Here is a 259-nt window from a genome sequence, read left to right as displayed (position 1 = left end):
TGCGGGAATAGCTCAGTGGTAGAGCATCGCCTTGCCAAGGCGAGGGTCGGGAGTTCGAATCTCCTTTCCCGCTCCATGCGTCCCATTCGTCTAGTGGTCCAGGACACCGCCCTTTCACGGCGGTAACAGGGGTTCGAACCCCCTATGGGACGCCATCTTCCGGTCATCAGTCAGTGTGCGACCTGCGGGAATAGCTCAGTGGTAGAGCATCGCCTTGCCAAGGCGAGGGTCGGGAGTTCGAATCTCCTTTCCCGCTCCA

Annotated in this window: 3 tRNA genes; all 3 read left to right on the top strand. The window is 59.8% G+C overall.

Annotated features, from left to right (window positions below):
- Nucleotide 1 precedes the first annotated feature (1 nt).
- The 3 genes from BM341_RS02795 (at nucleotide 2) to BM341_RS02785 (ending at nucleotide 259) form a co-directional block, all read left to right on the top strand.
- Nucleotides 2-76, top strand: a tRNA-Gly gene (locus tag BM341_RS02795).
- 3 nt (nucleotides 77-79) lie between these two features.
- Nucleotides 80-155: transfer RNA gene (locus tag BM341_RS02790), tRNA-Glu, on the top strand.
- Nucleotides 156-184: 29 nt separating this feature from the next.
- A tRNA-Gly gene (locus tag BM341_RS02785) sits at nucleotides 185-259 on the top strand.

Source organism: Halomonas korlensis, from assembly GCF_900116705.1.
Classification (GTDB): Bacteria; Pseudomonadota; Gammaproteobacteria; order Pseudomonadales; family Halomonadaceae; genus Halomonas; species Halomonas korlensis.
This window is presented reverse-complemented; position numbering and strand designations above follow the sequence as displayed.